The 23,481-nt window shown below is 46.2% G+C and carries 21 protein-coding genes and 5 tRNA genes; 10 read left to right on the top strand and 16 right to left on the bottom strand.

Translation table 11 applies throughout. From position 1 onward, the window contains the following. Positions 1 to 327 precede the first annotated feature (327 nt). From QQ055_RS00530 to QQ055_RS00500, 7 genes are all read right to left on the bottom strand, one after another. Positions 328 to 1,164: a TIGR02452 family protein gene (locus tag QQ055_RS00530; RefSeq protein ID WP_284476836.1), complete on the bottom strand. Its 837-nt coding sequence runs from the start codon at positions 1,162 to 1,164 to the stop codon at positions 328 to 330. Between the two features lie 201 nt (positions 1,165 to 1,365). After that, positions 1,366 to 1,440, bottom strand: a tRNA-Gly gene (locus QQ055_RS00525). A gap of 43 nt (positions 1,441 to 1,483) precedes the next feature. Then, complete coding sequence (locus QQ055_RS00520; RefSeq protein ID WP_283359061.1) at positions 1,484 to 2,113, bottom strand: hypothetical protein; 630 nt, start codon at positions 2,111 to 2,113, stop codon at positions 1,484 to 1,486. Between the two features lie 141 nt (positions 2,114 to 2,254). Continuing rightward, positions 2,255 to 2,328: transfer RNA gene (locus QQ055_RS00515), tRNA-Gln, on the bottom strand. Between the two features lie 4 nt (positions 2,329 to 2,332). After that, a tRNA-Asn gene (locus tag QQ055_RS00510) sits at positions 2,333 to 2,404 on the bottom strand. Between the two features lie 6 nt (positions 2,405 to 2,410). Then, positions 2,411 to 2,484, bottom strand: a tRNA-Phe gene (locus QQ055_RS00505). A 15-nt stretch (positions 2,485 to 2,499) separates the two neighbouring features. Next, positions 2,500 to 2,574 (bottom strand) — tRNA-Arg (locus QQ055_RS00500). Positions 2,575 to 3,073: 499 nt separating this feature from the next. Between QQ055_RS00500 and QQ055_RS00495 the strand changes: the two genes are divergently transcribed. The 3 genes from QQ055_RS00495 to QQ055_RS00485 all read left to right on the top strand — a co-directional run bounded on the left by QQ055_RS00495 (position 3,074) and on the right by QQ055_RS00485 (position 5,378). Further along, on the top strand, positions 3,074 to 4,504 hold the full coding sequence (locus QQ055_RS00495) for a form I ribulose bisphosphate carboxylase large subunit (RefSeq protein ID WP_069968890.1): 1,431 nt from the start codon (positions 3,074 to 3,076) through the stop codon (positions 4,502 to 4,504). Positions 4,505 to 4,587: 83 nt separating this feature from the next. After that, entirely contained in the window at positions 4,588 to 4,983 is a 396-nt protein-coding gene (gene rcbX / locus QQ055_RS00490) for a RuBisCO chaperone RbcX (RefSeq protein ID WP_284476837.1), read from the top strand. A gap of 59 nt (positions 4,984 to 5,042) precedes the next feature. Beyond that, positions 5,043 to 5,378, top strand: a complete 336-nt coding sequence (locus QQ055_RS00485; protein ID WP_071958184.1) for a ribulose bisphosphate carboxylase small subunit — start codon at positions 5,043 to 5,045, stop codon at positions 5,376 to 5,378. A gap of 105 nt (positions 5,379 to 5,483) precedes the next feature. Here QQ055_RS00485 and QQ055_RS00480 read toward each other — a convergent pair whose 3' ends face one another. Then, positions 5,484 to 6,008: a C39 family peptidase gene (locus tag QQ055_RS00480; protein ID WP_286004053.1), complete on the bottom strand. Its 525-nt coding sequence runs from the start codon at positions 6,006 to 6,008 to the stop codon at positions 5,484 to 5,486. 324 nt (positions 6,009 to 6,332) lie between these two features. After that, positions 6,333 to 8,870: a hypothetical protein gene (locus QQ055_RS00475; protein ID WP_284476839.1), complete on the bottom strand. Its 2,538-nt coding sequence runs from the start codon at positions 8,868 to 8,870 to the stop codon at positions 6,333 to 6,335. Positions 8,871 to 9,427: 557 nt separating this feature from the next. Between QQ055_RS00475 and QQ055_RS00470 the strand changes: the two genes are divergently transcribed. The 3 genes from QQ055_RS00470 (at position 9,428) to QQ055_RS00460 (ending at position 11,528) form a co-directional block, all read left to right on the top strand. Next, positions 9,428 to 10,396 carry a sodium-dependent bicarbonate transport family permease gene (locus QQ055_RS00470; RefSeq protein ID WP_284476840.1) on the top strand — a complete coding sequence of 323 codons (969 nt, stop codon included), beginning with the start codon at positions 9,428 to 9,430 and terminating at the stop codon, positions 10,394 to 10,396. A gap of 4 nt (positions 10,397 to 10,400) precedes the next feature. Then, positions 10,401 to 10,712: a P-II family nitrogen regulator gene (locus QQ055_RS00465; protein ID WP_283359069.1), complete on the top strand. Its 312-nt coding sequence runs from the start codon at positions 10,401 to 10,403 to the stop codon at positions 10,710 to 10,712. Between the two features lie 105 nt (positions 10,713 to 10,817). After that, positions 10,818 to 11,528, top strand: coding sequence for a carbonic anhydrase (locus QQ055_RS00460; protein ID WP_284476841.1), 711 nt, complete (start codon positions 10,818 to 10,820; stop codon positions 11,526 to 11,528). Between the two features lie 19 nt (positions 11,529 to 11,547). Here the strand turns inward: QQ055_RS00460 and QQ055_RS00455 are convergent, their stop codons facing one another. Further along, positions 11,548 to 12,087, bottom strand: a complete 540-nt coding sequence (locus QQ055_RS00455) for a cold shock domain-containing protein (protein ID WP_284476842.1) — start codon at positions 12,085 to 12,087, stop codon at positions 11,548 to 11,550. Between the two features lie 30 nt (positions 12,088 to 12,117). Beyond that, positions 12,118 to 12,771, bottom strand: a complete 654-nt coding sequence (locus QQ055_RS00450) for a peptidase M15 (RefSeq protein ID WP_284476843.1) — start codon at positions 12,769 to 12,771, stop codon at positions 12,118 to 12,120. A 600-nt stretch (positions 12,772 to 13,371) separates the two neighbouring features. On the opposite strand from QQ055_RS00450, the gene QQ055_RS00445 reads away from it, so the two are divergent. Beyond that, positions 13,372 to 14,124, top strand: a complete 753-nt coding sequence (locus QQ055_RS00445; protein ID WP_284476844.1) for a hypothetical protein — start codon at positions 13,372 to 13,374, stop codon at positions 14,122 to 14,124. 40 nt (positions 14,125 to 14,164) lie between these two features. On the opposite strand, the gene QQ055_RS00440 is transcribed toward QQ055_RS00445, so the two are convergent. The 3 genes from QQ055_RS00440 to pds all read right to left on the bottom strand — a co-directional run bounded on the left by QQ055_RS00440 (position 14,165) and on the right by pds (position 17,029). Next, positions 14,165 to 14,557, bottom strand: coding sequence for a hypothetical protein (locus tag QQ055_RS00440; protein ID WP_069968880.1), 393 nt, complete (start codon positions 14,555 to 14,557; stop codon positions 14,165 to 14,167). A gap of 42 nt (positions 14,558 to 14,599) precedes the next feature. Next, on the bottom strand, positions 14,600 to 15,529 hold the full coding sequence (gene crtB / locus QQ055_RS00435) for a 15-cis-phytoene synthase CrtB (protein WP_283359074.1): 930 nt from the start codon (positions 15,527 to 15,529) through the stop codon (positions 14,600 to 14,602). 84 nt (positions 15,530 to 15,613) lie between these two features. Next, positions 15,614 to 17,029: a 15-cis-phytoene desaturase gene (gene pds, locus QQ055_RS00430; RefSeq protein ID WP_283359075.1), complete on the bottom strand. Its 1,416-nt coding sequence runs from the start codon at positions 17,027 to 17,029 to the stop codon at positions 15,614 to 15,616. Positions 17,030 to 17,635: 606 nt separating this feature from the next. On the opposite strand from pds, the gene QQ055_RS00425 reads away from it, so the two are divergent. The 3 genes from QQ055_RS00425 to QQ055_RS00415 all read left to right on the top strand — a co-directional run bounded on the left by QQ055_RS00425 (position 17,636) and on the right by QQ055_RS00415 (position 21,108). Next, the gene (locus QQ055_RS00425; RefSeq protein ID WP_284476845.1) at positions 17,636 to 18,388 is read left to right on the top strand and encodes a PEP-CTERM sorting domain-containing protein; all 753 of its coding nucleotides are present in this window, start codon (positions 17,636 to 17,638) and stop codon (positions 18,386 to 18,388) included. Between the two features lie 388 nt (positions 18,389 to 18,776). Next, a complete protein-coding gene (locus tag QQ055_RS00420) occupies positions 18,777 to 19,478 on the top strand; it encodes a PEP-CTERM sorting domain-containing protein (protein WP_284476846.1) in 702 nt (233 codons plus the stop codon). A gap of 157 nt (positions 19,479 to 19,635) precedes the next feature. After that, positions 19,636 to 21,108 (top strand): CIA30 family protein, encoded by a 1,473-nt coding sequence (locus QQ055_RS00415; RefSeq protein WP_286004051.1) that lies wholly within the window; start codon positions 19,636 to 19,638, stop codon positions 21,106 to 21,108. Positions 21,109 to 21,245: 137 nt separating this feature from the next. On the opposite strand, the gene QQ055_RS00410 is transcribed toward QQ055_RS00415, so the two are convergent. Then, complete coding sequence (locus QQ055_RS00410) at positions 21,246 to 21,746, bottom strand: hypothetical protein (RefSeq protein WP_286004050.1); 501 nt, start codon at positions 21,744 to 21,746, stop codon at positions 21,246 to 21,248. Then, a complete protein-coding gene (locus QQ055_RS00405; protein ID WP_286004049.1) occupies positions 21,739 to 22,977 on the bottom strand; it encodes a hypothetical protein in 1,239 nt (412 codons plus the stop codon). The genes QQ055_RS00410 and QQ055_RS00405 overlap by 8 nt, the downstream gene beginning before the upstream one ends. Between the last annotated feature and the right edge of the window lie 504 nt (positions 22,978 to 23,481).

Below are 23,481 nucleotides of genomic sequence, written 5' to 3'. Positions count from 1 at the left end.
TTTTAAGATATAGAATTTACAGATTTATTCAAAGAAGATTCGAGCTTGCGTGCAAGTTTTCTAGAGCTTGTTGCGCTTTCTCAGTTACTTTGGGGACTCCGCCGATGAGTTGTTACACACTCTTTAAAGGATGGCTACCTCTAAGCCCACCTATCGGGTTCTTCGCACTCCCATTTCTCAAGCGCCCGCTGCATTTGAACAGCGTTACTTTTCCTCTCGTACTCAAGTATGTATGCTCTAACGGTTAGGTCACGCAAGCTGCGAATCTTCGAGAAAGAGTTAAGAAAAAACCAGAAAAAACTTCATTTTTAATCGCCTCCTTAAGAATTAAGAAAATCTAGCTTGAAATTCTGTAATGATTTTTAGATTTGAGCGGGTGTCCAGTACAGAAAAGAGAATGCTTTTGAACTTTCCCCAAAATTGACCCTTTGGTAAGAGATAATCTTCAAACATTTGAGCAACTAAGGCTGGATCGTTTCTAAAAACCCCGCATCCCCAAGCACCCAAAACCAGAGCATCGCATTGATGATAAGCGGCTAAACTGAGAACCTTGGCTCCACGCTGATAAAGAGTTTCAGGAATTTTGGGGACTTCTTGGGGTTGACTTTTGCGAATAGCACCTGCATTGGGGGCAGGGCTGGTAATAAAATCAACTTGATAGGGTCGCTCTAGCAATGTTCCGTCATCTTTGCGAAAAACGGGACAGTTGGGCGAGTAGATGATGCGATCACTATATAGGAGCGATCGCGCTTGCCGATGAAACTCATAATAAGCAGGACATTTCAGTAAACTAGGGTACAATGCTGAAGTCCGAGCTAAACTCTCTTCTTGAGCTTGAGCGCCATTGAGGAAGCCACCCCCTGCATTTTTCGCCGAGGCGAAGTTGAGAACGCCTATTCTTTTAAACTGTCGTAATTTAGCAAGTCGTTCGGCTCCTTCTAAGGTTGTTTCATTTTTGACTTCAAACTTAGGCTTAGAGAATTCACCCGGTTCAGCAAGCACTTGATTTTGGATCGTTGAGAGTTGCTCAGGTTCGTAATATTGCGTTCCCTCCAGACACCCCCTCAACGCTGAGGTAATCTCCACTCGTTCGCCACTCGAAGATTGGTAGTATCCTGCTTTGAGGATGTTTAATGTATCTTGCGCGATCGCAATTCGCTTCATTCTGTTTAGTGAAAAAAGATACAAAGAAGTAATGAGAATGCTGACCGCTCAGCCAGGTGGAAACCTCAAGGTTTTATGGAACCTATAACCAACGCCCTGGATTTAATCGACCTTTAAAGTTTAAGGTTTGAGAGTTGATGGTCTAATCTTTGAGGCTTGAGATTTGAGCGTTAAGCGTTGAGCGTTAAGCTTTGAGGTGTATGGCTGATGGAGTTGGAATCGAACCAACAACTCATGATTGGAGATCATGCGCTCTACCCCTTGAGCTATCCATCAAAACCATAAATTTAGAGATTTTCGAGCGACCAGCAAGCCTATTTTAATCTGGGATTTCAATCATCGTGCGAGCATTGCTAATCGAGAGAATGCGATCGCACGTTGATTTAAACTCTTCAATAAACGCTTGCCGTCTTTCGATTTCCTCAGCTAGGTGGGTAGGGTCTAACAGTTCAACCCCCTCACGCGCCAAGAAGCTATCCGCCAAAGACTGATACTTCTCAGAAGCCGCATTCTTACCCAAGACTTCCATTGCTAACTTGTCAAGGCGTTCTTTCACCTTCGCTTGAGCTATGTCATAATCGCGACGAGCGCGAGTATAAGCCGATTGCATGGTGTTCAAAACGCTCTCGTAGTACGCGATGAAGTTCTTCATTTCAATCGCTTCAGCAACCGTCAGTTCTTGACCTGCAATGGAAACTCTTGTCGCTGCGTTCGATAAAACAATCGCCCGTTTAATCGTGCGTCGCCGAGCAATTAGAGCATCAACCCGTTGTAATGCCGCTCTGGCTTGAGTTTGATACTCGTCTCTAGAGCGAAAGCCGGTGGGAACCTTACCCACTTCAATCACAGTAATTAAGCCATTGTTATCTAAAGCTGTTCTGGCTGAGTTAATTCGCTTTTCCAATAAGGTTAATTCTGCCAAAGCATCCGTCACTGTCATTTGAGTCATCGACCTCACCTCCTCGATAAGTTTCTCTAAATTATTCGGGTAAAACAATACTCCTAGTGGGGGTCGTAGCTTGCTTGGTGCGAAGCGGTACCCACACAAAAACAGATTTTAAGTCTGCCAATTCCGCCACAGGAGCATTAACTGGGAAGGAAGGACTTGAACCCTCAAACACTCGATCCAAATTCGAGTCGCTTTGCCAATTTGCGTACTTCCCATTAACTGCCCCAGTAGGACTTGAACCTACAACCTCGCGGTTAACAGCCGCTTGCTCTGCCATTGAGCTATGAGGCAACGCAGCCCCCCAGGTCAGTATTGAACTGACGACCTCTTGATTTTCAATCAAGCGCTCTGACCCACTGAGCTACCGGGGGATAACGATGTTCTGACGAGAGCGGAGGGACTTGAACCCCCAAGTCTCCAGTTTCGTAGACTGGCGTGTTGTCCGGTTACACCACGCTCTCAAGAGCGATCGCCTCTCCTCTAGAAGCTGGACTGCGAAAAACAACCAATAATCAGCGATTCAGTTGTCAAGGTTCAATCTTGGGCGTTAAGGCGCTTGCCTGCGTGCCACATTTATATACTACATACATACTACACAATCGTCAAGGGATTAGCTCAGGAATTTTGGCAGACCAAACCAAGTCGCCTCAGATCTTGCCCCATCCTGAGTAAGACCTTAGAAACCGGGTTTCTCGACTCAAAATTAAGGGTTTTGAGCAATTGGCAAGAAACCTGGTTTCTGGCAGCGGTGCAAGATCTGAGTTAGATTATCTCGTCTTTAAGAAGAGCAAAAGGGGACTTTTGTCAATGTTGTTGCGAAACATACAAAACCCCGTAAACATAAGTAATGTTTATTATCAAAAGAAGTAGATTTAAAGTTTATCTTATCGAAATCTTGATATATTCTTAAGCAGCTTGCCAGTTGGCATTAATAAATAGTAGGTCCTAGGAAGGGATTTCATGTCTTACGCTCAAACCCAAACTCAGAGTAAAAGTGGGTATCAGGCCGGGGTAAAAGATTATAAGCTAACGTACTACACTCCGGATTACACACCCAAAGATACTGATATTTTGGCCGCTTTCCGGGTATCGCCCCAACCCGGCGTCCCTCCAGAAGAAGCAGGCGCAGCAGTAGCCGCTGAATCTTCTACAGGTACCTGGACCACCGTGTGGACCGACCTACTCACCGACCTTGACCGCTACAAAGGTCGTTGCTACGATATCGAACCCGTTCCTGGGGAAGACAACCAGTACATCTGCTACGTTGCTTACCCCTTGGATCTGTTTGAAGAAGGTTCTGTTACCAACATGTTAACCTCCATCGTAGGTAACGTGTTTGGTTTCAAAGCCCTGAAAGCACTGCGCTTGGAAGATTTGCGGATTCCGGTTGCTTACCTGAAGACCTTCCAAGGGCCTCCCCACGGGATTCAAGTTGAGCGCGACAAACTGAACAAGTACGGTCGTCCTCTGCTGGGTTGTACCATTAAGCCCAAACTCGGTCTGTCTGCGAAGAACTACGGTCGTGCCGTTTACGAATGTCTGCGCGGCGGTTTGGACTTCACCAAAGACGACGAAAACATTAACTCTCAGCCGTTCCAACGCTGGCGCGATCGCTTCCTGTTCGTAGCAGAAGCCATCCACAAAGCCCAAGCTGAAACCGGCGAAATCAAAGGTCACTACCTCAACGTGACTGCTCCGACCTGCGAAGAAATGATGAAACGCGCTGAGTTCGCTAAAGAACTCGGAATGCCGATCATCATGCATGACTACCTGACTGGTGGTTTCACTGCAAACACCACCCTCGCTCGTTGGTGCCGCGACAACGGTATCCTGTTGCACATCCACCGCGCAATGCACGCCGTTATCGACCGTCAAAAGAACCACGGGATTCACTTCCGCGTATTAGCCAAAACCCTGCGGATGTCTGGTGGCGACCACCTGCACTCCGGTACCGTTGTGGGTAAACTCGAAGGCGAACGCGAAATCACGATGGGCTTCGTCGATCTAATGCGCGAAGACTACATCGAACTCGATCGTTCTCGCGGTATTTACTTCACCCAAGACTGGGCTTCCATGCCTGGTGTAATGCCTGTCGCATCCGGCGGTATCCACGTATGGCACATGCCTGCGTTGGTTGACATCTTCGGCGACGACTCTGTTCTGCAATTCGGTGGCGGTACCCTCGGACACCCCTGGGGTAATGCTCCCGGTGCAACCGCTAACCGCGTTGCTCTGGAAGCTTGCGTTCAAGCGCGTAACGAAGGCCGCGACCTCATGCGTGAAGGTGGCGATGTCATTCGCGAAGCTTGTAAGTGGAGTCCTGAACTAGCTGTTGCTTGCGAACTCTGGAAAGAAATCAAGTTCGAGTTCAAAGCAATGGATACTCTCTAACATTCCGAGCAGAGTTTTGAGTGTAGAGTCTTGGATAAACAAAACTTGACCGCTCAAAACTCTTACTCCCGCTTGGTCAGGACATGGATATCAAAAAAGTTGCGAAAAACACGACCCGTGTACTGGCAAGTTATATAACTTACCAGGCTGTGCAAATCATCTTCTCTCAGCTTAGTGAAACCAATCCGCCTTTAGCCTATTGGTTCAACAGCTTTTCGGGCGCTGACAAAATCCAAGATGGAGAAGCGTACCTCCAAGCCTTGCTGAAGGAGAATCAAGAGCTTGCTTTTCGGGTCATGACCGTCCGCGACCATTTAGCGCAAGAAGTTGCAGACTACTTACCAGAGATGGTACGGACGGAGATTCAACAAGCCAATATTTCGCACCGCCGTCAGTATTTGGAGCGGGTGACGCAACTGAATGTCCCTGACTTTGATGCTCATTCAGAGCCGCAAGCTGAACCCGACCCCAATGATTAGGGAAAGGTTAAGCCAATGCACCGAATTGATGTCACCTATTTACCCCCATTATTTTCGCTATGAAAACTCTGCCCAAAGAACGTCGCTACGAAACTCTTTCTTATTTGCCCCCTCTGTCTGACTCTCAAATGGCCCGTCAAATCCAGTACATCCTGGATCAAGGCTTCTTCCCAGCAGTAGAGTTCAGCGAATCCTCTGAGCCGGAAATGCACTACTGGACGATGTGGAAGCTGCCGATGTTTGCTGCTAAGTCTGTGAAAGAAGTGATGAACGAAGTCGATGCTTGCCGTTCTGAATACCGCGACTGCTATGTTCGCGTTGTCGGTTTCGACAATATTAAGCAATGCCAAGTTCTGAGCTTCATCATCCACAAGCCCAACAGCAGCAGATTCTAATTTCAAGATTGCTAGGCTGACTTTAGTGTAGAGTCGGTTAAAACTCAGAAGAGAGGCGCTTTGCCTCTCTTTTTATTAGCTTATTCGTTCAACTCGCTTATTCGTTCAACTCAAGGGTAACTGTAATGATTCTATTACTTCTTCTGTTGTGAAATAAAAATGCTTGATCTTTTGGAGAAAATGGATACATTGACTTCTTGATTGGGGTGTAGCTATACAAAATAAACTTAATGGATTTCCAATACCTATATTCTGAAAAAGTTCATAAGTAAATGGGATCTTTGCACCATTGTAATCTGAGTAATCAGTATGATAATTACCCAGTGGATCGTGAACAAACAAGAGGCATTCAGACTGATCGAATCCAACTATAACAACAGTATGTTTTGATTCGTTTTGAAGTCGAATTATTGAAATTACTGGAATACCTGCTGTTATGAAGGTAGTATACAAATCGATGTTAGCTTCGTAAGTCCAAAAGAAGTCTAATCCTTTTAAACAGCCTAACAATCCTGTTAGTTCTGTAACAATATGTCCTTGTTCAGACAAAGCGTATTTCTCTATCCAACCTAACTCTGGATACTTTTTATAAAGTACACTATATTTTTTTAGATCTTTATTATAAACCAATATTTCAGAACAGCTAAACTTGGAGATCAAGCGATACCTAAGAAATAGACTACATAAAGAGTTAGGAGCTAATCTCTTAAGTCGTTGAATCCCCTTTCTGGCAAGGCTTTCATAAAAAACCTAACGAAAAGCCCCAGAATCTAAAACTATTGTCACACAAGGAATACAGGTATCTTAAAACTTACTTGGCGAATCAGCTCTTACAGTCGTTTTCGAGTTAATGCCATAAACAAGGGCGCACAGCCGCGCGCCCCTACAAACAATCTGTACTTTACTGAGCGGCTTCCTTCCACAGAAGGTGGAAAGATGCGATCGCCAAAATAATTAAGCGTTTGGCAGTTGCTGAGATTGCATAGACTCAAGTTGTGCTTGCGAAGTTCTTCTTACCCAAGGGGTGAACCGAGTAGGACTAACGCATTCAGCACCATTCAGTTGGTCTTTAAGGTTACTCGCAAAGAACTCAAACATCTCAACCAGAGCTTGGCGATCGGTTAAGCAACCTTGAAGGGCGATCAGTTGTTCGAGCGTCCAATTATACAGTTGGGTATCACCCTGTTCAATCCGGAAGTATAACTGACTCTCAAACTGTCCTAAGCGGGCGTAGAAGTTCTCCACCTCAGCTTTGATTGATTGCATATCAACGTAGAACTGCTGTTTTTTGATGTCTGATAGAATCGTGGTTTTGAGAGATTCTGTGAAGTTTTGGTTCACCTCATTCTTGACGAGCGTAGAGACTTCATTGCGGAAGTTGACAATTTTATTGTCTAAGCTGACATTGATGCGATTATCAAGCTCGTTCGTGACATTGTTAACCACTAACTGAACGCTGTTACCTGTAGATTGGTTAACGACAGACTTGATGCGTTGATCGAAATCCGCTTCAATCTGTTGAACAACCTGGCTCTTAATGTTCGGAGTGTGATTCGCAATTTTGAGATTAACTACTGCCTCAATACGCTGATCGATGCTACTTTGGATCTGGTGAACTACAGATGTGTTAATCTCTTGGGCTTGATTCGCAATTTTGAGGTTAACTACATTGTCAATCCGTTGATCGATGTAGGTTTGCATTTGCTGAATCACCAGATTTTTAACATTCTGGGTTTGATCGGAAATTTTTAGGGTTACGACATTATCAACGCGCTGATCGATGTCGTTTTGGATCTGCTGAATGACTTGATTGACGATCTGTTGAGATTGATTGTCAATTTTGAGTTGAACGGCATTATCAATACGCTGGTCAATGTCAGTTGAGATCTGGCTAATGACAGATGTGTTAATCTCTTGAGCTTGATTCGCAATTTTGACATTGACGACATTTTCAATGCGCTGCTCCAGTTCTGTTTGCATTTGCTGAATGACTGAAGCCTTAATTTCTTGAGCTTGATTAGTGATTTTCAGATTAACCACAGACTCAACCCGCTCATTGAGTTCTGTTTGGATCTGTTGAATCACCAAGCTTTTAATTTCTTGGGTTTGCTCGGTAATTGCTAGATGCACCTGGTCATTAACGATTCGGGGAATTCGAGTAATAAACAGGTCATTGAGATTTTTATTAAAGTAACCAGACCAACCTTGGAAGCTTTGGTTAAAATTCACCTCCGTCTGTTGGATGAGCGTCTTCATCATGAACTCAAGTCGTGCTACTTGCATGGCAAGTTGTTTAGCTTGACTTTGATAGCCTTTGAGGATCGATTTTTCAAGACCTTCCCAGTAGGCTTGTTTATTTTCGTCTTTTTGATCGGTTATGGTGATTGAGCTTTCAAACCTGGGTGCTAGCTCTTGCCACATCCGTTCCATCTGTTCTTGATTGAAAGTGAAGCTAACATCATTCTCGCTGCTGAAGCTAGCGCCGCCACTGCTACTTCCACTGAAGCTAGCACCGCCACCACTGGTAGCAAAACCTGTTCCGCCACTGCTACTTCCACTGAAGCTAGCACCGCCACCACTGGTAGCAAAACCTGTCCCTCCACTGCTACTTCCACTACCCGTGCTTACAACAGTAACATTGCCTTCATTCACGCCTGACGTTACTGGCTGTTCTGGCAGTTTTTCGTAGCCTTCCTCTACTACAGCCTTACTCACTGAGTTAATTTCTAGAACGACCTGTCCTTGGTTATCTTCTTTGTAGGTATCAAAGAAAAATCCTAAAATAGTGATTTTTTCTTTGACTTCTAAAATGAATTCGTCTTGTAAACCGTTGAGCGAACACCAAGTTTCTTCAACTTCAAGACCTGTAAAATTAGAGACGAATTTTCCATCTTTAATCCATAGCAAAGCCCAAGGTTCTAATTGAAACTTCTCCTCAGAAGACCAATAAGTAGCATTACTTTCACGAATTTTTATCTTGTAGTTTCCTGGTTTTAGTTCAACAAAATTGGAATTTAATTGTTTCAGACTAGATATATTTTGTTGATCGAGGACATAACAATTTTTCTTGCTGTCAACTGTTAGGGTTTGAGGATTGAAGAATGGCTTGTTGCTGGTAATTAAAAGGTCAACAGATCCTTGATTATCAGTATTATTTACATCAAAGAATAAAGCACAAAGAACCGCTTTTTCTTTGACCTCTAGCTGTAATTTTTCGTTATATCCGTTTAAGGTTGCCCAAGTTGCTCCTGTTTCAAAACCTGTGTTTTTGTTGATAAAGGTTATACCATCAACCCCATATATCCAAAGCACAACCAAGGGTTCGCCTTCAGTTTTGCTTTCAGCAAAACCATAGCGACCGCTGGCTATTTTGATATCAAAAGTGCCTTTTTCTAAAGTAAAAGAACTAGCAACATTTTGTTGCAGGTGGTTCATTTCGTTGGAGTCAATAACGTAGCAGTTGCTTTTGGTGTCAATGGTTAAAAGTTTCATGTCGTCTCCTTAAGAGGTCTTAACTTGGACTGTGGACTATTAAGCAGAACATTCCAGCAGAGATGCTTTCTTGGAAGGGTTTTTGGAGAGTTTCTTTGCCTCCAAACATGAGCAATCTTCCTACGCTAGGAGCGTTATTTCTCCTCGTCCTCCTTGCGTTCTGAGTTTTGACTGATAACTTTAACTGATAGCTTTAGCACAATGAACCGACGTTACTTTGGTCATTGGATGATTATCTCACATCTGAATAAAACCCCCCCCTAGCATGATCTTTATGTCTGGGTTTTATGATGAAATTTAATGATATCTTAAAGTCCTTCGCACCTTAAACTGTAATACACGTTGCTGAAGGTTCGTAGAAGCAAACAATTAATTGCCCTGACTACTCATTCACAATTGTTGACCCAACTCATATTGAACGATTCTTGGGATACTACACTATCTGATTGACAGAGGGTGACAGAACGCGATACATCATGATTCAACCGTTACATCAGTATCTACACAATGCAAAGTTTTTTTAACTTTCAGCTTTGTCAGTCTCAGGAGGGATGGACATGGATGCCAGCTTGATTGTGTCCAATATCCTAAACCCACCCATTCTGTTTTTCTTTTTGGGGATGACGGCGGTTCTTGTCAAATCTGACTTAGAAATTCCCGCGCCGATTCCCAAACTCTTCTCGCTGTATCTGCTACTTGCGATTGGGTTTAAAGGAGGGGTAGAACTGACTAAAAGTGGTGTCACCCAGGAAGTGGTTCTAACGCTCCTGGCGGCGACGATTATGGCTTGTGTCGTCCCGCTGTACACTTTCTTTATTCTTAAACTGAAGCTCGATACCTACGATGCTGCCGCGATCGCAGCTACCTATGGCTCGATCAGCGCCGTCACCTTCATTACCGCAAGCGCATTTCTGACGGAACTGAACATTGATTTTGATGGCTACATGGTTGCAGCACTGGCGCTAATGGAATCTCCTGCCATCATTGTCGGTCTAATACTGGTCAATCTATTTACCGTCGATGAAAAGCGAGAATTTGCGTGGTCTGAAGTGCTGCAAGAAGCATTTCTTAACAGTTCCGTCTTCCTACTGGTTGGCAGCCTGCTGATCGGGATGTTGACGGGAGAGCATGGTTGGCAAGTCTTAGAACCCTTTACCCAGGGGATGTTCTATGGCGTTCTCACCTTCTTTTTGTTGGATATGGGACTGGTTGCGGCCAGAAGAATTAAAGACTTGCAAAAAACAGGACTTTTTCTGATCTCGTTTGCCATACTGATTCCTATAGTCAACGCAGGCATTGGATTAGCGATCGCTAGATTCATCAATATGCCTCAAGGAGATGCACTCTTATTCTCCGTTCTCTGTGCCAGCGCTTCCTACATTGCAGTTCCGGCTGCGATGCGGATGACGGTACCTGAAGCAAACCCCAGCCTTTACGTTTCAACAGCCCTAGCAGTCACATTCCCGTTCAACATCATTGTGGGAATCCCGCTTTATATGTACGGAATCAACCTGTTGTGGAGGTAATCCCATGCATCTTGTCAAAAGAATCGAAATCATTGCCAACTCGTTTGAACTCAGCAAGATTTTGGATAGTTTAAATAAATCGGGCGTCCACGGTCATGCGGTGATTCGCAATGTTGCCGGACAAGGATTGCGAGAAGGCACTGAAGATTTAGATATGACCATGCTGGATAACGTTTATATCATCGCCTTCTGTATGCCCGATCAACTCAAAAGCGTGGTAGAGAACGTTCGTCCTTTGTTGAATAAGTTTGGAGGAACCTGTTACATCTCAGATGTAATGGAAATCCGCTCTGTTAAATGTATCGCATCGCTATGAGGTGAGGAGAATTAAAAATTAGGAATTAGAAAGTTAAGCTTAACGTTTTGCTTTGATTTTTTAATTTTGCATTTTTAATTCTCCATTTTTTCTGGAGAATCGAGTATGGGTTATAGAACAGGTTTTATTGGTCGTCGCGATTTTTTTAGATTTGGCTCGATGGGTGCCTTTGGTATTGCAGCAAGCAGCCTTTTGTGGCAAGTGGAACAGGCGCAAGCGGCCGATCTGTCCGGTGCTTCCTCTCTCAGTCCAGATGAGGCTTTACAAAAGTTACTAGAGGGAAATCAGCGGTTTGTGCAGCATCATCCAGAATATCCCGATCAATCGGAGGCGCGGCTGTTGGAAGTAGCACAGGCACAACATCCCTTTGCCACAGTTTTAAGCTGTGCAGATTCGCGAGTTCCGGCGGAGATTGTTTTCGATCAAGGGATTGGCGATATTTTTGATGTGCGGATTGCTGGAAATATTGCGACGCCTGAAGCACTGGGGAGTATTGAATATGCTGTCGTGTTGTTAGGCACTCCAGTTTTAATGGTACTCGGTCACGAGCGCTGCGGTGCCGTGACTGCGGCGGTGCAAAATGAGCCTCTTCCTGGGGCGATTGGTGCGTTTGTGAAGCCGATTCTGCCTGCGGTGGAACAGGTTAAGGGTTTGTCAGGGGATCTTGTGGATAATGCGGTAACTGCGAATGTCCGCTATCAGATGGAACAGTTAAAGCGATCGCAACTGCTTACCGAGCGCGTACAATCGGGTCAGTTAAGGATTGTAGGCGGTCGCTACGATCTTGATAGTGGAACTGTGACGCTTGTTGCTTAGGGGATAGTTAAGGCGATCGCTATCTGGGTGCTTTGCGCCAACCGCTTGCGATCGCCTCCGACTCTGAACAAAACCATTTCTCTCCTTTCGATAGATTGATAAGAGTTGATTCGTAATCTTCCATTCCCGGAAGATGATAAATTTTATTGCCTAAATTAATGGAGATATTACCTTTGATAATACATCCGGGTTTTGTAATAGATGTAATTAGAGGAGGAGAATCCCTATTGCTAAACTCAGTCATCACAAATACAATAACAGTCACAATCCCAATCCCAATAAAAGTTTCGGATAGATTGCGCTTTTTACGTTTTCGTTGAGTTGGCAAAGGCTGAGGTGAAACGCCTTGAATTGAGGCTCCAACGGCACGCACTTTCCCATTGGGTTCAGCAACTTGTTCATACAAAATGGTATCCCCAACTTTTGGGCGGCGTGCTGCTCCTTTCAAAGCACTGATATGTAGGAAAACTTCTTTTCCACCCTTATCCGGTTTGATGAAGCCAAAACCTCTATCATCTTTCCAGGTCGTTAATTGCCCTTTATGAATAATAGGTTTCATCTATTCCTCCTCATATTGCCGTCACAGCACTTAAATATTTATTGATTCAATAAATTCTCGATAAAACTGTTCGTGTGAACCTGTAAAGTTATCCATTCCTTCTTTAGTCAAATATCCCTTATTCTTACGCGTATGTGGATTCTCAGCATAACTATAGATTGTTTTTGAAAGCTTCGGGTTCTCGCTCCAACGAATATTAAACGCGGCATATTTGGGGAAAAAAGTCATCTTAGTATAGGCATCAATGCGATCGTGTATCCACCAAGCCAGCGCCGTCCAGTCTTTAGTGCGATCGTAATAGGGGATAAATGAGGTCACAATAATACAGGTGGTTGCTCCCATGTATCCTGCGGCATCTTTCATATCCCAAATATGTGCTGCGTAGTTTGACTCGTTGCTGGCACAGTTATATTGGTTCTGATCCTCTGCTCCTTTGGCGTTGACTGCACAAGAACGATAAGCAGAACGGATGGTAATACGTCCGAGTGCGTCTTGGATCGGTTCTAGTACCTTCTCGCAGAGATTTTTTCCGGCGGCGATCGCCAATTCAGGATCGTCTGGGATATTGGGAATACCTTCAATTTGCGAGATTTCGGAATACAGAAACTCGCGCATAAAAAAACTTTTGGAGAGTTGCACCCGTCCTAACTCTTCCAAGGCTTTGACGGACTGTGGCTTTCTCATCGTCGATCTCAAGGGGCTTGAAATGCTTGCCAGGTATCTTTTGAACAGTTCAGTCTATCCTATTTGTTCTGGGGACAGCGATAGACGTTACATTATTTTGCTTTGTTTTCGGTTCGGGACGGGGATTTTCAAGCTTAAATGGATACGGAAGCTGTTTTTGTCGCATCTAGATTTGATTGCGATCGCGCTTTTTTATTTTGATTTTGAATATGAAAATCCTATATCGCTAATCTTACGGTAAATGTTTTTTGCAACACACAACTTTCGCTACTGATATCTTAGGAATGACAGGGGCGTAGGGGATACCGCAGGTTTGTTAAAGTTTTGAATTCAGAATTTACAGAACGGATGAATTGGGGCAGTATCAAGGCATTGGGATAAGATTTTACTTTCAATTTCCAGTATAAAAAAGATCTGGATTTTTATAAGATCTGGGTAATTTGAACGAAAGCGCCAAAAAATCTCAGGTTTTATTTTTTACAAGAATGACCTTGATGTCATCAAAAAATAACTAAATTCTCTTTCAAATAGAGGATGAAAAACTTAAAAAGCTTTGACATAATGGCGCTTGTTGTTTCGAGTCAATAGGAGTTAACTTCCTTGAATCTCAAACAGACTGCCCTTTGGTTTGGTCTCTTGACGGGGGGATGGTTAGCAACGACTGCCCCGAATGCGATCGCAGCGTCTTTCACGGCTGCTGATGCAGAATTTTGCGTGGGCCAGAACACCTGTTTAGTCAATGACTTCTTTACGCTAACGGCCCAACCCGACAACAAAGAAATTACCACCAAAACCATTGGTGGCGTTCAAGGTTTGGGCGTTGCTGACGATGCTCAAAATTTAGGTCGCGACCCTTCTCGCGGTGAAATTGACATCGGGGAAATTCTGCGCGTTGACTTTGCGCGTTCTTCGGTTTTAGAGTTTCTCGACTTAAGCTTTATGTATCAACCTGGGGTTTACGAAGATGAAGTCTTTGAAATCGCCCAGGTGACATCGGATGCAGGCGTGGGGACGCTGACCATTACGGGCGATACTTCTGCGGTATGGAGTCTGGGGGGAAGCGTTGTCAACCTCTCGCCTTCTCTGGTGGGTCGCGGGGGTTCCTATCGCATTCTCAATCCTTTCAGCGATTCATCGATCTCCGGATTTAGTCTAACTCCTGTTTTAAATACCGATGCCGATGGGAATATCCCCACAGGATTTGAAAATAGCGATTTTGCCCTCAGTGCTGTGGGCACCACAGAAGCAGAGGTCAAAATCCCGGAATCTAGTTCAACGGGTGCCTTACTGGGCTTAGGTGCTTTATTTGGACTCAGTTGGTATCGTCGGCGGTGGTCTGCGAAAAACGCTTAACGCCGCTTGCAGGAGTTACTCTCCATTCCAGAGTAGCTCCTTACTGAATTAGGGGAATTTGCCACCAATCTTGTAAATGCGATCGCAAAACCTGAGCAAAATCCGCACGCTGTTCAAACAAAAGGGTGCGCGTTGGCTTGCGTTCGGCATCTAAAGCCCAGCCATAATCGCTACTGATGCGAAGTTTATCGTGCCAATCCAAAACTGAGACAATTAACCGGGGGGCGGGGGTATTTTCCACATCCGGGACGCGAAACACATAATTAAACGTATTATGAGCCGCTGCTGCCACTGTAGAAGGCTGTCCGAGTTCGGCGTGCAGGCGCGATCGCACTTGCTCGACTAAACCCGGACGATCGATTTCTTCCAGCGGCTTTACCGCCAGCGTCAAGGCAAAATAAAACTCTTCAACCGGAACGAATTCAAGCTGCATGGTGCTATGTCGGGAAAAGGAAGAAAGGGGAGCCAACCCCCACTACAAGACTTGCGATCGCAAATAGGCAACGGGCAAACTCACTAACTTCCGAGAGGTTGAGACGTAAGCGCGTTGGGTAAATACATCGTATTGGTTGCGCTCAATGGCATCCAAAATTTGCGCGTACAGCATCAACGCCGACCAAACCGGCCAGCGCGCGTCGGGAATTAGCCAGCGGACGCCCTTTTCCGCTTGGGTAAAGAACTTACGAGCGCGTTGAATCTGAAACTTCATAAACTCGCGCCAGCGTTCGTCTACCACCCCATTCATCAAATCCTGCTCGGTATAGTTAAACAGCGCTAACTCAGCTTGGGGTAAATAGATGCGGCCTCGTCGCGCATCTTCCCCCACATCGCGCAGGATATTAGTGAGTTGGTTGGCAATTCCCAGGGCGATCGCTTCCTCTATCGGTAAGTAGGGTTCGCACGCCTGATTCCACGGAGCCGTATTCCGGGAGCAATCCACCCCCATCACGGCCGTAGACATCAAACCGACCGTACCCGCCACTCGATAGCAATAGAGGTAAAGTTCCTCAAACGTCTCATAGCGACTGCGGTACAGATCCATACGCTGACCTGCCACCATATCGCGAAAGGGTTGAATATCCAACGGAAAACTAGAAAGCGTATCGACTAACGCCACATCGGTATCATCAACCGGATCGCCGCGAAATACAGATTCTAGCTGTTGTTCCCAACGATCGAGCGTTTCGGGGGTCGTTCCGGCCGCTTCCTTTCCGTCTACTAACTCGTCCGTACGCCGACACCACGCATAAATCGCCCAAATTGCGCGACGTTTTTCTTCTGGCATCAATAAAGTTCCCAGATAAAACGTCTTCGCGTACTGGGCGGTGATCTTACGACAGAGTTCGTAGGAGTCCTCTACTGAGGTCAGGCTTCTCATGCAAGGGGACTTAGAGATTTGTAGCATTCGTATATGAGCAAAAGCGCGATCTGCTTAAGGTCAGTAATCGGTAAGAGTGGAAATATCCAATCGCAGACAGAAGGACAAAAGCTAACTGCCAACGCCAATCGGTTGAGTATTTGTCACCGAAGGTCGATTACTGTTCGCGATCGCCTGCGCTGTCAGCTTACCAGAAAGTACGGCCCCTTCCATACTGGCCAGGTAACGTTGCATGGTGTAATCGCCTGTTAAAAAGAAATTAGTAATCGGCGTAGTCTGGGAAGGACGGTGCTGTTGGCGGCCGGGAGTGGCTTTATAAACCGAACGCGGTGTTTTCACCACATGATATTTCAGCAATTTGGCCCGGTCGTCGCCGCTAAAATGTTGGGGAAACAGTTGTTCGAGTTCTGCTAAAGTCGCCTCAACAATCTCGCTATCGGATTTGCTAATCCAATCTTTTGCTGGCGCGAGTACCAGTTCTAGCATTGAGCGATCGGGGTTAGCGTAGGCTTTGCAGGTATTGCTCATATCTGCGTAAACGCTGAGTAAGGGCGATCGCGAAAACAGCAGATGATCGATATCAGTCAGTTTTCGGTCAAACCACAGGTGGAGATTAATCACCGGAACGCCTTCTAAGCCATCCAACTGCTTAAAGTAATCCAGTTGTCGCCAAGGTTCTGGAAGCATCACCTTCAGCGGATCGACAGGCATCGCCGAAACGTAGAGATCGGCCGTCAGCACTTCATCGGGCTGTCCGTCCAAACCGCGCATTAGGAAACCGCGAACCTTGCCATCTTCATCAAGCAGAAACTCTTTAACCGGCGCATTCAGGCGGACTTCCCCGCCGCGTTCGGTAATGTAATCTACGATGGGTTGGCACAAGCGTTCCGTTGGCGAACCGTCCAGGAAGGCCATTTTTGAGCCATTCTTCTCTTGGAGAAAGCGGTTGAGAGCCGTCAGGATGACCGTAGAAGAAATTTCATCCGGATCGATGAAGTTCAGCGCCTTTGACATGGCGATGAAGACTTCTTTTTCCACTCTCGGCGGCACATTTTGCAGCTTCAGCCACTCGGAGAAGGAATATCGATCCATTTGTTCGACGTAGTTCTGACCTTGGATCATCGCTGGAATCAGACCTAGACCAAATTTAATTTTTTCGGGCCAGGTCAGCATATCGTTATTCCGCAAAATCGCTACAATCCCATTCCAGGGTGCAGGGATATCGGGAAAATCGAAGCGAGAGTAGGTTCCAGGTACTTCGGGCTGATTGAAGATCATGGTGTGTTCTTTCCATTGCAGCCGATCTTCAATGTCTAGCTCTTTGAAGAGCTGCAATATATTCGGATAGGCTCCGAAAAAGATGTGTAACCCGGTTTCGTACCAGTCCCCGTCTTCGTCCTGCCAAGCAGCCACTTTGCCACCGAGGACATCTCGACGTTCGAGAACGATAGGGGTATAACCTGCGTCCGTTAGGTACTTCGCGCAGGCAAGTCCAGCTAATCCCGCTCCGGCGATCGCAACTCGCATGTGTGTGTTGATTTTGCTCTGTAATATTTCTGAGATTTAGTCGCCTTTAATTATAGCGTTGCAATCCGTTACATTTTGAACCCTGCCGATCTTCTTCCTCAAATTGAGTCTCCCTCAGAGCAGCCATCGCGATCGCCGATCCGAGGCCTGTTTGCGTGAAATCACCAGGAATGCTCCGCAACTTCCCCCAATCTCGGATCGGTCAAGGAGGTAAGTTTGTGGAAAGTACGGTTTTGATTTGCTTAGAAAAAGAATAATATTTTTCCAGAGAAATACTTAAAGAAATTCAGTGGTTAGCTATTTTTAAGCTTAAGAGTATTCACTGAAACTGTGATATGAGTCACGCGAAAACCCTTTCCAAATCATCGCTTCATCCTATTTTTGGCAGCACAATAGAAAACAGGACAGGTCAACTCTTTATAGATGTTTCGAGTCTGTAAAGAGTTGAATAAGAACGCAGAGAACGGTAGACAATTACTCGTTAATTCATGAATACTGGCTTATTAGCATAACCCTATAGCTTCAGCCTATTTCTTATTTCGTCATCTTTTAGTCTTCCTTGACCTGCTGACTCTCACACACTCTGGCTCTATTGGAGGTTTTCAAATGAAGCGTCACTTCTTTAACGGTTTACTCGGTACAGCAGCAACCCTTGCTGGAGTTTTAGCTGCTAGTGCTGCTCAAGCTTTTTCCCCCACTGCAAGTCCTCTTCCTTCGGATTTATGGAGCTTCTTTAATCAGGAGTTTGTTCAACCCGAAAGACTTGAGTTTCAAAACACCAGTGCATTTAAACTCGATCCCATGTCGTTGGTATTCGCCAATGGTGCCGACCCGGTAGAAGTCTTTTTCATTAACGAAGGCGCTGGCATGAGAGGCTCGCTATTTACCAAAATTAATGGCGGCCCCGAACAAACAGTGATTCAAGAAATTTCTTCTCGCGATAGCGTTCTGTCGGAAGACGATGGCGTACTCCAACTCGGCCAAGGCTGGAATTTAGGCAAACAAGCCGCAGGCACCAAGGTAGAATTTCTCCTCTCTCCCTGGCAAGGTTCTGACTGGCGCTATGGTGCTGACCCCAGCAAGAACCCCGATGGTTTACAACACATCATTGCTTACCAATACCAAGATTGGGTCATCCTCGGTTTTGAAGACCTGTTCGGCGAACTGGGTGCAACAGGTGGTAACAACCAAAATTCTGACCGCGACTTTAATGACGTAGTGATTGCGATTCGAGGTCTTGCAGGAACCCGAATCGATCAACCCCCGGCTGACGTTCCCGAACCCTCGACCATGCTGGCATTGTTCGGTGTAGGCGCATTCGGTGCTTTAACCCGTCGCCGTCGCAGCCAAGAAGGTTAGTGCATTTTTGGGTAACTTTAACGTTTTTGTCTTATCCAAGCTGAAGTGGTATTGACTGAAAGCGACTGTTTTTAGGACTCTCCTAGAAGCAGCGCTTTTTTTATGGGACGATGTGCCCTATCGACTCAGACCTTTCCAGAAAATACGGATTCAATAGGCTATCTTCGCTACAATCTGGCCAAAAATTTAGGGTAATTACGGACAACGGTGATGAGTATCACAACGCATAAGTGATTTAACGGTTGGATATTCCGATTAAGCAAGCATAGGATAGTGTCTGGAGAAGCCGAGAGTGCTACGATATAAAGCTTCTCTAAAAATAAAGAATAGCCCCTAGCTTCTTTAGCCTTACTTTTCTTAATGCCACATCACCTGAATGGGTTAATTTATGAACGCTAAACTTTTCGCTGGTTTAACCACAACTGCCGCTGCGCTTACACTGATGAGCATGGCTGCACCTGCTGAGGCGCTTTCTTTAACGTCGAGCAACTTCGGCAATTCTGGCATTATTTTTGACCAAGATACGGAAGTTGAGTTTACTTTCTGGGAATCCCACGGGAAATATAAATCTATCTTTGGGATTATTGACACTTTAAGCGGACAAAAATTCGACCTATTTTCCGAAACGCGGGGATACAACCCAGGTTCTGGGGAAGCTAACGATTGGAAACTGACGCCTGAGTATATTGCAGTTAACCCTGAGTTTCTCAGCGAACCGTTCAAAGCCGTCTTTAAGTTTACGGCGGGCATTACCTATCAACTGGCCTATTGGGGAAGCAATCACACTGTTGATGCGAGTGCGGCTAAGTTTCAATACGATGGAACTCACACTTACTTAACCACTGGACCTAATTGGAAGGGGCCTCAAGAGTTTAATACGCTGACGGTTGATGGCAGCGTGATTATCGGTATGGAAGATGGCTGGGAACGCGCGAATAAACGGGGAGAAGGCGACTTCAACGACTTTATCGTCTCTGCACGGCTCGTTTCAGCCGCCGATGTTCCCGAACCCACCGCGACTTTAGCGCTTCTGGGTGTGGGTAGTGCGGGTTTATTTGGCTTGCGTCGTCGCGCTCAATCCTCCATCTAGCACGATTTTAAGCATTGCTGTCGGTATTATTTAGGGGTTACTTAGGGCGGGGAAAACTCGCTCTTTTTTATTTTAAAGTCTGACTTGGGAGTTAGTGCTTCGGGCGATCGCTCTGGGACACTAGAAAGGTAGCAGCCTACCCATTCAGTGTAAAGATATGTCTAGTAATCCGCGAGAAACATGGGACTTTGGCAGATTTGTCCAAACCTTAGTTGACTTTGAGGCACTGCCGTTCATGGGTTGCCTCAAGCGCATTCTGCAAGGTCAAACTCGCCAGCCTACTTCTTCATCCGGAGGTCAAAACATGGGCGTTATCGTGGTTGCAGGAGCCACGGGGGGAGTCGGAAAACGCGTGGTTGAGCGTTTATTGGCTCAAAACTATGCCGTTCGCGCTCTCGTCAGGGATGCTAACCGCGCCCGCACTATTTTAGGCGATCGCGTTGAACTATTTGAAGCCGATCTGACCATTCCGGAAACCTTAACGCCTGCTTTGATGCGAGATGCGATCGCCATTATTTGCTGTACGGGTACTCGCGTGCAACCCGTAGAAGGGGATACCCCCACTCGCGAAAAATATTATCAAGGCATCAAATTCTATTTACCCGAAGTTGCCGATAGTCCTGAAGCCGTTGAATATCAGGGGATTCAGAATTTAGTCAATTTAGCCATTCGCTGTCTGCCTCCCGCAGACCAGCAAATGATTTTTGATTTTAAATCCCCTAATGCCCAAATTGCCGAACTGTGGGGAGCCGTTGACGATGTGGTGATGGGGGGAGTTAGCGAAAGTGAAATTCGCTTAATTGAAGGCAGTGCGTTGTTTAGCGGTATCGTTTCCACCGCGAACTCTGGGGGTTTTGCTTCAGTCAGAACGAAAAATTTAACCCCTCCCCTCGATTTAAGCCAGTTTAGCGGTATTGAATTGCGATTGAAAGGGGATGGACAGCGTTATAAGTGCATTCTGCGCGGCGAAAATAAATGGGATGGAATTGGTTATAGTTATTCCTTTGATACCGTTGCCAATCAATGGATAACGGTTCGCATTCCCTTTACAGACTTGGTTCCGGTATTTCGCGCCAAGGTTGTCCGAGATACACCAAGGCTGGATACCCAACGGGTTTATGCCTTTCAGTTAATGCTCAGTAAGTTTGAATATGATGGCGCGCTTAACCCCCACTTCAATCCGGGTGGATTCGCCCTTTATGTTGAATCTATCAAAGCTTATGGGGGCAATACTACACCTCGGTTTATCCACATTAGCTCGGCCGGAGTCACCCGACCGGGAAAACCCGGATTGAACCTAGAAGAAGAACCCCCGGCGGTTCGGATGAACGACCAATTAGGCGGACTGCTGACTTGGAAGTTACGGGGGGAAGAGGTGATTCGCCAAAGCAGCCTTCCCTACACCATTATTCGACCTTGCGCGCTGACCGAAGAAACGGGAGGACAAACGTTACGGTTTGAACAAGGGGATACCATACGCGGTCAGGTGAGCCGTGAGGATATCGCGCAATTGTGCGTTGAGGCGTTAAAGTTACCCGAAGCTTGTCAGAGGACCTTTGAGGTTAAATCTCAACCCGGTTTGGCTGAAATAACTGGAAAGCTGTTATTTCAAGAGTTAGACCGAGATTGAGCGAACAAAAAATTGGGTAAAGCTAATTCTATCTTTACCCAAGGAAATAGGGCGATCGCTCATTCTGAGCAACTTAACTTAAACTCAAACCCGGCTTAGTTAAAGATGGGATAGATTTTGCGATCGCTTCACCTATCCTACAAGTTATCGGGTTGAGGTTCCTCAGCCTCCAATTCTGGCATTGGAGAGGCTTCTGGTGAGGCGGGGAAATAGCGACTGGGAATATTAGGCGACGCCGTTGGTTGAATCAACGGGAGGGGGGTTGAAGCCGCTTCTGGGGTTATCTCCGGTTGGGGAATGGGTAAAGATTCCTCAATGCTGGGTTCTGGGGAAGGTTCCGCTATTGGAGTTTCGACAATTTCCGGCAAAGTTGGAGCAGCACTAGGCGTCGGTAGAAGTCTATTTTGCTCGCGTTTTTGTCGCAGCCGGTTCAAAAAGTTTCCCGGTGGGTTAGGTTCTGAAGCTGGCGTCGCTTCAGGCTGAGGTGTCTCGCTAGGTTGAACTTCAGGTAAGGGGAGTTCTACTTCCGGTTCCGGTGAAGGGGTTTCTAACACTTCTGGCAGGCTAGGCGCAACTTCGGGTTGGCTAGGCAAAACCGTAGGTGCGGTTGATTTGGGTTGGCGGAAACGGTTAAACAAACCCGTCGGCTGAGGTGTCTCGCTGGTTGAACTTCGGTAAGGGGAGTTCTACTTCCGGTTCCGGTGAAGGGGTTTCTAGCACTTCTGGCAGGCTAGGTGCAACTTCGGGTTGGCTAGGCAAAACCGTGGGTGCAGTTGATTTGGGTTGGCGGAAACGGTTGAAGAAACTTGTAGGCTGAGGTGTCTCGCTGGGTTGAACTTCAGGTTCTGGAGACTCAACAATCTCCGGTAGGGTTGGGAAGGCTTCGGGAGTGGGAACTGGGGTGGGAACGACGGGAGAAGGAGGTGCGGTGTAGCTGCGGTCTACGATACTGCGAACTTCGCTGGCTGATAGTTCGCCGCGCGTGAGTTTGGCTAGGGTGTCTTTGCCTCTGGGTTCGTAGGTGATGAGGCGGACGGTGTTGTTGAATTCGTTTTCGATGGGGTTGCCAAATTCGTCGAGCAGTTCGAGTTCTACCCAGTTTTTACCCGGTTTGAAGCCTTTGAGGTAAAGGGGTTGCCACTGGTCGATGATGAAGCTTTCGCCGTTGACGGTGGCGCGAATTTTCCAGTCGAGGATGTCGTCGTTGGGTTTTTCTTGAGCAACGAGGTGTAATGGGGCATTGGTGAGATAGTAGTCGAGCAGGATGGGTTCTGCGCCATAGGTACCGACTGGACGGCTATAGGTGAGTAGCGGTTTTTTGAGTTCTGGGTCGTTATCTTGAGTTCTGGCAAAAATGTGGAAGGTGGTTTGAGCGTAAGCGCCTTCGTTTTTGAAGCTTTCGTGCCACGGACGCGAGGCAAAGGCTCGGATAGTGTGGGTTCCGGGTGATAAGTCTTCAAAAACTAGGGGTTGGCTGGTGTCGTAAACCGCTTTGTAGGGTTGATTGTCCAGAATGACGTGCAGGTGCGGCCCTAGACCCCATTTTTCATCTTTGAATAAGGGTAAATCTTGGACTTGCAAGCGGACGCTGACGCTGGTGTCGGTGAGGACTTCGTTGAGTTGGGGACTGAGGATTTTGACTTGGGGTTGGTAAACCTCTAGGGTTTGTCGCAATTGCTGGATGACTTCCGGTGGGGAAACCTCGGCAATGTTTTTTGCGGTTTGGGAGGTTGAATTGCTGGTCAGGGGAAGTCCTGGGGGAGCCTCGGCGCGATCGCCACAACTGACTGTCCCCAAGATTAACATCGCACTCAACAGGGATAACCCCAGTCGTCGAATCGTCCGCGATCGCCAATTGATACCAAACACGTCGATATACTCCTCAATGCTGCCTGTATCTTATCCAATGCTCTCAAGAATCATCATCCCAGACCTTTGAACCAGAGAAAACTCTATCTGCTCCCTGTAACGATCTACGCCGTCGATTTTGCCGACAATTTCCCTTCAAATGGCAGTGTTTACATTGGCTTGTTATGTCGATTTGTAAACTTTATCAATAAATACTTGACTTTTGTCTTAACTCCTTCAGGTTCCTAAACCGTGCTATGGCTTGGCTTGGCAAATTTGAATTATTGTTAACCCCTTTCATTGCAAGGGAGACAAGTCCTATAATTCACAAACAGAACACCACTGCAACGGAATTCATCCCAAAACCTTAATTTCGCGATTAAGGGACTCAAGATGAACCTTGTTCGGAGGTTCTAAAGCCAGCGGTCGCACCCGTTATTTAAGTTACAAAACTAAATCTGGGTCTCATCAACTGAGTTTTACTAGACCGACTTGCCAAGAACCTCAACCCAAGAACACGGGCCG

The sequence above is a fragment of the Geitlerinema calcuttense NRMC-F 0142 genome (genome assembly GCF_030285425.1).
This window is presented reverse-complemented; position numbering and strand designations above follow the sequence as displayed.